The sequence below is a fragment of the Limimaricola litoreus genome (genome assembly GCF_024159025.1).
Taxonomy (GTDB): domain Bacteria; phylum Pseudomonadota; class Alphaproteobacteria; order Rhodobacterales; family Rhodobacteraceae; genus Limimaricola; species Limimaricola litoreus.
Genome location: NZ_JAMYXC010000077.1, coordinates 1 through 8753, shown reverse-complemented (window position 1 = coordinate 8753; position 8753 = coordinate 1). Strand labels below are relative to the sequence as shown.

Here is an 8753-nt window from a genome sequence, read left to right as displayed (position 1 = left end):
GGTCACGGCGGAGGAGTTCGCCGCCCGCGCCCGGCCGCAGGACCCGGCAGGGGAAATGCTGCCCGCGCCCGAACGCGCGGCGCAAGGCCCGCTGGTGGTGGCGGTGGATGCGGGCCATGGCGGCGTCGATCCCGGCGCCATGCGCGAGGGGCTGGTCGAGGCCGATCTGATGCTGCGGCTGGCGCGCGAGACGGCCGAGGCGATCAACCGCACGGGCACCATGCGCGCCGTGCTGACCCGCGACGAGGATGCCTTCGTCTCGCTCTCCGAGCGGATGACCATCGCCCGGGCCGAGGGCGCGGGGCTGCTTTTGTCGCTGCACGCGGATGCTCTGGAAGAGGACGCCGCCTCGGGTGGGTCGGTCTATACTCTCTCGGACGCCGCACAGGATGCCGCCTCGAGCCGTATGGTCGAGCGGCACCAGAGGGGCGATCTTCTGTCCGGGCTCGATCTCAGCCGGCAGGACGACAGGGTCGCGACGGCGCTGATGGATCTCGCCCGGCTCGACACCGCGCCGCAAAGCGCGCGGCTGGCAAGCGCGCTGGTGGCGGCGCTGCGCGAGGCGGGGGCGCATCTCAACACCCGGCCGCGCCGCAGCGCGCCGCTGGCGGTGCTCAACGCCGCCGATTTTCCCTCCGTGCTGGTCGAGGTGGGGTTCTTGTCCAACGCGGGCGACCGCGCGCGGCTGATCGATCCGGTGGGGCGCGCGCGGATCGTCTCGGGCCTCGTCGCGGGGCTTCAGGCCTGGGCCGCGGAGGAGGCGGCGCGCGCGCCGCTCAGGCGGCGCTGAAACGCGACGGGCCCCGCGCGAAATCGCGCGGGGCCCGTGATGCGGCATGAACGGGCGGGATCAGCCCGTCTTGGCGGGCTTGGAGCCATCCTCGCGCGGCAGCCCGTCGAAGCGCGCCAGCCAGACCGAATGCATGCCGCAATCGGGATCTTCGGGAATGAAGGCCAGCGGCATGAAGCCGTGCATCTCCAGAAGACCCTTGTAGGTCTTGGGGCTGAGGCTCTCGTGGAAGATCGGCTTGCCCGCCACCTCGCCGATGGCGGTGCCGGCCGAGGGGCCGGAGGTGAACATCAGCGCGCAGCCCGGCGCGGCATGCTCGGTGAAGGTCGGGAACATCGCTTGCTGATCGGGGCCCGAAAGGTGGAAGAAGCTGTCCCAGGCCAGGATCGCATCGAACTTCTCCGACAGGCGCAGCCCGCGCATGTCATGATGAAAGGCGCGCGACCGCGGCAGGTTCTTCTGGAACATGCCAAGCATCACGCGGCTGGCATCGACGCCGGTCACCTCGGCGCCGCGATCGGCGATGTACTGCGCGATCGGCGCGCCGGTGCCGCAGCCCAGATCGAGCACACGGCGGCGTCCGCCGTTGCGCGGTGCCGCGGCCAGCATCCGGTCGATCCAGCGCCGCTCGATCAGGCGGCGATCGCGCGCCTTGGCCCATTCGGGGCCAACGGCGTCATAGGTCGCGATCACGTCATCGGGCGTGGCGCGGCGGGGGGAGGAGGTTTCGGTTGCCATCATGTACGCCCTTTTGGGTCCCATCTGTCGAGAGCGCAATCCCCTCGCCAAAGCGTGACCCTGCTTTCGGGCGTTTTGCCGCCGATTTCAAGCCCTGCGCTTTTGACCCGGGGCGGGGGCTTGCCTATAAGCCACCCATTCCTCCCGGAGAAATATCGTGCTGCGCTTCATAATGTCCTTCTTTGGCGGCATCTTCTCGATGCTGACCCTCGGCCTCGCCATGGGGGCGCTGACGCTCGGCGCGATCTTCTATGTCTATGGCCGCGATCTGCCCAGCTACGAGACATTGGCGCAGTACACCCCGCCCACCATCAGCCGGGTCTATGACGGCGAGGGCGAGATTCTCGACGAATTCGCTTCCGAGCGGCGGCTGTTCACCCCGGCCGAGGAAATCCCCGAGCTGATCAAGCACGCCTTCGTCTCGGCCGAGGACCAGAATTTCTACGTCCACTCCGGTTTCGACGTCAAAGGCATCCTCGCCGCCGGGGTCGAGGCGGTGCGCTCGCGCGGCGAAGACATCCGTGGCGCCTCGACCATCACCCAGCAGGTGATGAAGAACTTCCTGCTCGACGGCTCGCGCACGCTGGAGCGCAAGATCAAGGAGCTGATCCTCGCCGTGCGCATCGAGGGCGCGATGGACAAGGAGCGGATCCTCGAACTCTATCTCAACGAGATCTTCCTCGGGCAGAACTCCTACGGCGTGACCGCCGCCGCGCAGACCTATTTCAACAAGCCGCTGAGCGCGCTGGAGCCCGGCGAGGCCGCCTATCTCGCCGCCTTGCCGCAACGCCCGGGCACGCTGCACCCGGTGCGCGAATACGCCGACGCGGTGAACCGTCGCAACTACGTGCTGCGCCGCATGTGGGAGGACGGCTACATCGACCGCGCCACCTATGAGGAGGAGCGCGGCCGCACGCTCGACACGGTGCAGTCGGGCGATATCGAAAGCTTCCGCGCCGCGCTGCCGCCGCGCGACTACTTCACCGACGAGGTGCGCCGCCAGCTCTCGGCCGAGTTCGGCGAGGACGAGTTTTTCGGCGGCGGCCTGTCGATTCGCGCGACGCTGGACGGCGAGCTGCAGATCGAGGCCGCCCATGCGCTGCAACGCGCGCTCGAACGCTACGACCGGGGCTTGGGCCGCTGGCACGGCACCGGCAAGTCCATCCCCGTCGAGACGCTCGACGACGAGATCGCATGGCGCCGCGCGCTGTCCGAGGTCGACGTGCCACGCGACGTGACGCTGGAGAGCCAGTGGCGCCCGGCGGTCGTGATGGAGGTGGGCGACCAAGAGATGCGCCTCGGTATCGAGGGGCTGGCCGATGACGGCTCCGAGCCGCATGTCGTCCCGCGCGAGGATATCTCGTGGATGCGCGGCAGCTTTGCCGACAACTTCGAGCGCGGCGACGTGGTGCTGGTGCGCCGGATGATCACCGACGACGGCGGCGACTTCATCCGCTGGACCCTGCGCCAGACGCCCAAGGTGCAGGGCGGCTTCATGGCGATGGACGTCAACACCGGTCGCGTTCTGGCGATGCAGGGCGGCTTCTCCTACCAGGATTCGGTGTTCAACCGCGCCACCCAGGCGCAGCGCCAACCCGGCTCCTCCTTCAAGCCCTTCGTCTATGCCGCGGCGCTCGACAGCGGCTATACGCCCGCGACGATCATCGTCGACGCCCCGATCGAGATCAACACGCCGCAGGGCATGTGGCGGCCGCAGAACGCCTCCAACCGCTTCTACGGCCCGACGCCGCTCAGGACCGGGATCGAGCGGTCGCGCAACATCATGACCATCCGCCTCGCGCAGGAGGTCGGAATGGATGTGGTGGCCGAATATGGCGAGCGCTTCGGCGTCTACGACGATCTCGGCCCCTATCTCTCGAACGCGCTGGGCGCGCAGGAGACGACGCTGTTCAAGATGGTCGCGGCCTATGCGATGTTCGCCAATGGCGGCGAGCGGGTCGAGCCGACGCTGGTGGACCGGGTGCAGGACCGCTACGGCAACACCATCTACCGCCACGACCAGCGCAACTGTGTCGATTGCACCCTCGCGGCGCTGCCCGCGGGCGAGGTGCCGACGATCCAGTCGAACCGCGAGCGGATCATGAACGCCGTCACCGCCTACCAGCTCACCTCGATGATGAAGGGCGTGGTCGAGCGCGGCACCGCGCGCGGCATCAACCTGCCGGTGCCGATCGCCGGCAAGACCGGCACCACCAACGACGCCAAGGACGTGTGGTTCGTGGGTTTTTCCTCCAACATCGTCGCGGGCTGCTACATCGGCTACGACAACCCGCGCTCCCTGGGCTCCGGCGCCTCGGGCGGCGGCATCTGCGGCCCGGTGTTCGAGCAGTTCATGCGCAGCGCGATCAAGCGCTTCGGCGGCACCGATTTCCCGGTGCCCGACGAGTGCCAGTTCATCAAGATCGACCGCTTCTCGGGCGCGCGGCTGCCCGATGGCGCCTCGGGCGCCAACGTGATCTCCGAATGCTTCCGCATCGGCGAGGAGCCGCTCTTCGGCGTGGCCTTCGACGGCGGCTTCGAGATGTCGGGCGACCTGCCGCTCTACGAGGAGGCGGGCGGCAGCAAGCCGACCAAGAAGGTCAAGACCTCGACCGGCAACACCGCCACCGTCGGCCCCAAGGCGAGCTTCGGCACGCTCTCCTCGGGCGGGCTCTACTGAGCGCGCGCGCCTCGCTTGCCGGGGCGCGCGGGGCGCGGTATCACGCGCTTCAATTCCAAGCCGACCGCCAGACTGAGGGACCGATCATGCGCGCAGAGACGCAAGCCAACATCGCCGCCATCGAGAAGTCGCTCGGCCTGCTCGCCAAGCGCATGGACCGCGAGACGGCCGCGCACCGGCTCGAGGAGTTCGACGCGCGGGTCGAGGACCCGACCCTGTGGGACGACCCGGCCGCGGCGCAAAAGCTGATGCGCGAGCGTCAGGCCCTGCTCGACAAGATGGGCACCTACGACCAGATCAGCCAGGCGCTCGCCGACAATACCGAGCTGATCGAGATGGGCGAGATGGAGGGCGACGAGGAGATCGTCGCCGAGGCCGAGGCCGCGCTCAAGGCGCTGCGCGAGAGCGCCGCGTCGAAGGAGCTGGAGGCGCTGCTCGACGGCGAGGCCGACGGCAACGACACCTTCCTCGAGATCAACGCCGGGGCAGGCGGCACCGAGGCCTGCGACTGGGCGCAGATGCTGCAGCGCATGTATGTGCGCTGGGCCGAAAAGCGCGGCTACGAGGTCGAGATGCAGTCCGAAGAAGCCGGCGGTGAGGCAGGCATCAAATCCGTGGCCTACAAGATCTCCGGCCCCAATGCCTATGGCTGGCTGAAATCGGAGTCGGGCGTGCACCGGCTCGTGCGCATCTCGCCCTTCGGCAAGGGCACGCGGGAGACCTCCTTCGCGAGCGTCTGGGTCTATCCGGTGGTCGACGACAACATCGAGATCGAGGTGAACCCCTCGGACATCCGGCTCGACACCTACCGCTCCTCGGGCGCGGGTGGCCAGCACGTCAACACCACCGACTCGGCGGTGCGGATCACCCACCTGCCGACCGGCATCGTGGTGACGAGCTCGGAGAAATCGCAGCACCAGAACCGCGACATCGCGATGAAGGCGCTGAAATCGCGGCTCTACCAGATGGAGCTTGACCGCCGGAACGCCGAGATCAACGCCCAGCACGACGCCAAGGGCGACGCGGGCTGGGGCAACCAGATCCGCTCCTACGTGCTGCAGCCCTACCAGATGGTGAAGGACCTGCGCACCGGCCACGAGACCTCCGACACCCAAGGGGTGCTCGACGGCGATCTCGACGGCTTCATGGCCGCCACGCTCGCGGGGCAGGTCTCCGGCAAGAGCCGCGCCGAGGCCTCGGCCGAGGACTGAGCGCCGTGCGTGGATGACCGAGGGGAGGGGGCCTGCGGGGCCCCTTTTTCATGCCCGGCGCGCGGCGCTACCGGCTGGACTCGCCCCGTCGAAGAGGCCAACCTCGGTCCGACGGGGCATGGCGGGCGAGGGTGGCGAAGATGCGGGATTTCCTGGTCTGGCAGCGGATCGAGGGGGCGCTGGTCCTGGCCGCCTCGCTCTGGATTCATGCGACCGTCGATGGCGGTCTTTCGATCTGGGCCGCCGTTTTGCTGTTCTTCGCACCCGACATCGGCTTTGCCGCCTATCTCTTCGGGCCGCGCTGGGGCGCCCTGGGCTACAACCTCTTGCATCTCTACGGCTTCGGCGCAGCCCTGCTCGCGGTGGGCCTCGGGCTGGGGATGCCGCTTTGGGCGGCGCTCGGCGCGCTCTGGCTCGGCCATGCCGGGTTCGACCGGATGCTGGGCTACGGGCTGAAATCGCGCGAGGGGTTCACCGACACGCATCTGGGCCGGATCGGCCCGCGCGCCAAGCGCTAGGGGCGGCGCGGATTGCCCATGCAAAAGGGGCGCCCCGGTGTCCCGAAGCGCCCCTCGCATCTCGATCCCGAGGGTCCGAGGTCAGTCGTGACCGCCTTCGGCTGCCGAGGGCTTGGGCAGGGGCTTGGGTGCGCCGGTGGTGTTGAGCGGGTCTTCCTGCCGCTGCACCGAGCCTTCGAAATGCGCGCCGCTCTCGATCGCGATGGTCTTGTGGATGATGTCGCCCTCGACGCGCGCGGTCGAGGTGAGGCGGACCTTGAGGCCGCGCACCCGGCCGACGATGCGGCCGTTGATGACGACGTCATCGGCCATCAGCTCGCCGCGCACGGTGGCGCCTTCGCCGACGGTCAGCAGATGCGCGCGGATGTCGCCCTCGATCTGCCCCTCGACCTGAATGTCGCCGGTGGTCTTGATGTTGCCCTTGATGTGCAGGTCGGCGGACAGCACCGAGGCCGGCGGCTTGGCCTTGGGAGCGGCAGGGCGGTAGTCCTGCGATCCTTGCGGCTGCGCGGGCTTGGCGGTTGCGTCCATGGTGGGCGTCCCTTCGGCTGTCCTGGGTCCGGGCTCGTTGATCTTGCTCTTAGAAAACATCTTTTCCAGCTCGTATGTAGGTCATGGGATTGACGGGAGTCCCACCGACGCGCACCTCGTAATGGAGGTGGGGCCCGGTCGATCGTCCGGAGTTGCCCATATCACCGATCCGCTCGCCGCGCGATACCCTTTGACCGACCTTGACCCGGATCTTGTTGAGGTGTGCGTAACGGGTCTCGATCCCGAACTCGTGCTGGATCTTGATCAGCCGGCCATAGCCCGAGGCCCAGCCGGCGCTGACCACCACGCCGTCGGCGGTGGAGTAGATCGGGGTGCCGATCGGGGCGGCGAAATCGGTGCCCGCGTGCAGGCGGCCCCAGCGCTGGCCGAAGCCCGAGGTGAAGCGGAAACTGGACTTCACCGGCTGGGCAAAGGGCGCCTTGGAGGCGGCGATGCGGTAGAGGTTGATCTCGTCCATCTTGCCCAGGAGCGCGTTGGCGCGCTCGGCGTTCTCATGCGCATGACCGGCATGCGCGCCCATGGTCGAGAACTGGATCGGCGTCAGCGCGCCACCGCCGATGCCGCTGTAGCCCTTACGCACCTTGGAGATCATCGCGTCGGGATCCATGCCCGCGGCGCGGAACATGTCGCCCAGCGGCTCGACCGAGACGGTCATCGCCTCTTCGAGCTGGCGGAAGATCTCGTCGTTGCGCTCGGTCATCAGCCGCAGTTCGAGCTGCATCTCGTTGGCCTGCTCGAAGGCGAGCTCGGCGTCCTGCGCGATCTTGTCGCGCTCCTGCGCCGTGTCGGCCAGCGCATCCGAGAGGATGTCCAGCGTGCCCTCGACCGAAGCCGCATCGGCGCCGCCGGGCAGGGTGCCGCCCTCGGCCAGCGCCAGTTTCAGCTCGTCGGCCGCGTCGCGCGCGGTCTCGCGCTCGAGCATGGTGCGGCGTAGCGCGGCCTGCACCACCTCGAGCCCGGTCTCCATCTCCCGGCGGCGATCCTCGGAGGCGAGTAGCTCGCTCTGCATGGTCGAGATCTGCGCCAGCGCGGTCGAAAAGCGCTCCTGCGCGGCGGCGGCCTCGGCGGCGCGCAGGTCGCGCTCGGTCGAGAGCGCGTTGAGGCGCTCTTCGTAGATCATCTGGTCGCGCTGCGCCTGGGCGCGGAAATTGCCCGAGCCGATCGAATCCATCATGAGGATCGCGGTGGCGGTGATGGTCCAGCCCACCACCAGTGTCGCGCCGCTCCAGGCCAGGAGCTGGGTCGAGGGGTGCAGCCGGATGAACCGGGTTTCGGTGTCCGAGCGCAGAAACAGCCGCCGTTCGGGAAACCGGCGCTCCAGCGCCGCGTGAAGTTTCTGTGCCAGTCTTGTCCGCACCCGTCCGTCCCCGTGTTGCCCCTGTCACAGCCTCTCTTTTTCGAGAGTGCCGCGGGTGAGGTGTTACCGGCGGTCCGGCGGTGTCGCAACTGGTTTGGCCGCGATGTGCCGAAACCGGGGCAAAGCGGGGCCGGAAACGGCGGGATATTGCCGACCTGACCGGCTTTTCCCCAGCTGTTGCCCGGGGGCCACGCCCGCCGCCCGCGGGGGTCAGCCGCGCTTCGAGCCGGTCTCTTCGGCCAGCGGCCAGTAGAAATCGGGGGGAATTCCGGCCTCGGCGCGCTTTTCCTCGTTGAAGGGCGGCTTGAGGCTGGCGTGGAAATGCCGGCGCACGAGATCGCGGAACACCGGGGCCGGGTCGAGATCATGGCGTCCGCACAGGAAGTGAAACCACTTCGAGCCGTAGGAGACGTGGTGCACCTCCTCGGCATAGATGATCTCCAGCGCGGCGACGGTCTCGGCATCATTCGCCTTGCGAAAGATCTCGATCATCCCCGGCGTCACGTCGAGCCCGCGCGCCTCGAGCACCATCGGCACCACGGCGAGCCGCGCCAGCAAATCCTGCGCCGTGTCCTCGGCGGCGCGCCACATGCCCTCATGCGCGGGCAGGGCGCCGTAATGGCTCCCCAGGGCTTCGAGCCTGTCGCTGAGCAGGTTGAAATGCTTGGATTCCTCATCCGCCGCCTGCACCCAGTCGTCGAAATAGCCCAACGGCAGCGGCGTTTCGGCAAAGCGCGCCACCGCGTCCCAATGCAGATCCACCGCGTTGAGCTCGATATGCGCGACCGCATGGATCAGCGCGATCCGGCCATGCTCAGAGCCCGGACGCCGCTTGGGCATCTCGCGCGGGGCCAGAAGCTCGGGCCGCGCGGGGCGGGCGGGCCGGTCGGGGGGCATGGCCGCGCCG

The 8753-nt window shown here is 68.5% G+C and carries 8 protein-coding genes; 4 read left to right on the top strand and 4 right to left on the bottom strand.

All coding sequences use genetic code 11. From position 1 onward, the window contains the following. Nucleotides 1-790: N-acetylmuramoyl-L-alanine amidase family protein (locus NHG85_RS05730; protein WP_253330637.1), on the top strand; the 790-nt coding region annotated here is incomplete at its 5' end. Nucleotides 791-850: 60 nt separating this feature from the next. On the opposite strand, the gene NHG85_RS05725 is transcribed toward NHG85_RS05730, so the two are convergent. Beyond that, a complete protein-coding gene (locus tag NHG85_RS05725) occupies nt 851-1528 on the bottom strand; it encodes a class I SAM-dependent methyltransferase (protein WP_253330635.1) in 678 nt (225 codons plus the stop codon). A gap of 157 nt (nt 1529-1685) precedes the next feature. On the opposite strand from NHG85_RS05725, the gene NHG85_RS05720 reads away from it, so the two are divergent. The 3 genes from NHG85_RS05720 to NHG85_RS05710 all read left to right on the top strand — a co-directional run bounded on the left by NHG85_RS05720 (nt 1686) and on the right by NHG85_RS05710 (nt 5937). Then, the gene (locus tag NHG85_RS05720) at nt 1686-4208 is read left to right on the top strand and encodes a penicillin-binding protein 1A (RefSeq protein WP_253330633.1); all 2523 of its coding nucleotides are present in this window, start codon (nt 1686-1688) and stop codon (nt 4206-4208) included. Nucleotides 4209-4294: 86 nt separating this feature from the next. Beyond that, the gene (gene prfB, locus NHG85_RS05715; protein WP_253330631.1) at nt 4295-5419 is read left to right on the top strand and encodes a peptide chain release factor 2; all 1125 of its coding nucleotides are present in this window, start codon (nt 4295-4297) and stop codon (nt 5417-5419) included. A 140-nt stretch (nt 5420-5559) separates the two neighbouring features. Further along, on the top strand, nt 5560-5937 hold the full coding sequence (locus NHG85_RS05710) for a DUF4260 domain-containing protein (RefSeq protein WP_253330629.1): 378 nt from the start codon (nt 5560-5562) through the stop codon (nt 5935-5937). Nucleotides 5938-6018: 81 nt separating this feature from the next. On the opposite strand, the gene NHG85_RS05705 is transcribed toward NHG85_RS05710, so the two are convergent. From NHG85_RS05705 to NHG85_RS05695, 3 genes are all read right to left on the bottom strand, one after another. After that, nucleotides 6019-6528 carry a bactofilin family protein gene (locus tag NHG85_RS05705; RefSeq protein ID WP_253330627.1) on the bottom strand — a complete coding sequence of 170 codons (510 nt, stop codon included), beginning with the start codon at nt 6526-6528 and terminating at the stop codon, nt 6019-6021. Beyond that, nucleotides 6518-7846 (bottom strand): DUF5930 domain-containing protein, encoded by a 1329-nt coding sequence (locus NHG85_RS05700; protein WP_253330625.1) that lies wholly within the window; start codon nt 7844-7846, stop codon nt 6518-6520. Before NHG85_RS05700 ends, NHG85_RS05705 begins: the two co-directional genes overlap by 11 nt. A gap of 210 nt (nt 7847-8056) precedes the next feature. Beyond that, on the bottom strand, nt 8057-8753 hold a 697-nt coding region (locus tag NHG85_RS05695), incomplete at its 5' end, for a ferritin-like domain-containing protein (RefSeq protein WP_253330623.1).

Bases quoted from the DNA above. Each gene is read 5' to 3' on its own strand.
- NHG85_RS05725 (WP_253330635.1), bottom strand. From the start codon at position 1,528: ATGGCAACCGAAACCTCCTCCCCCCGCCGCGCCACGCCCGATGACGTG.
- prfB (WP_253330631.1), top strand. From the start codon at position 4,295: ATGCGCGCAGAGACGCAAGCCAACATCGCCGCCATCGAGAAGTCGCTC.
- NHG85_RS05710 (WP_253330629.1), top strand. From the start codon at position 5,560: ATGCGGGATTTCCTGGTCTGGCAGCGGATCGAGGGGGCGCTGGTCCTG.
- NHG85_RS05705 (WP_253330627.1), bottom strand. From the start codon at position 6,528: ATGTTTTCTAAGAGCAAGATCAACGAGCCCGGACCCAGGACAGCCGAA.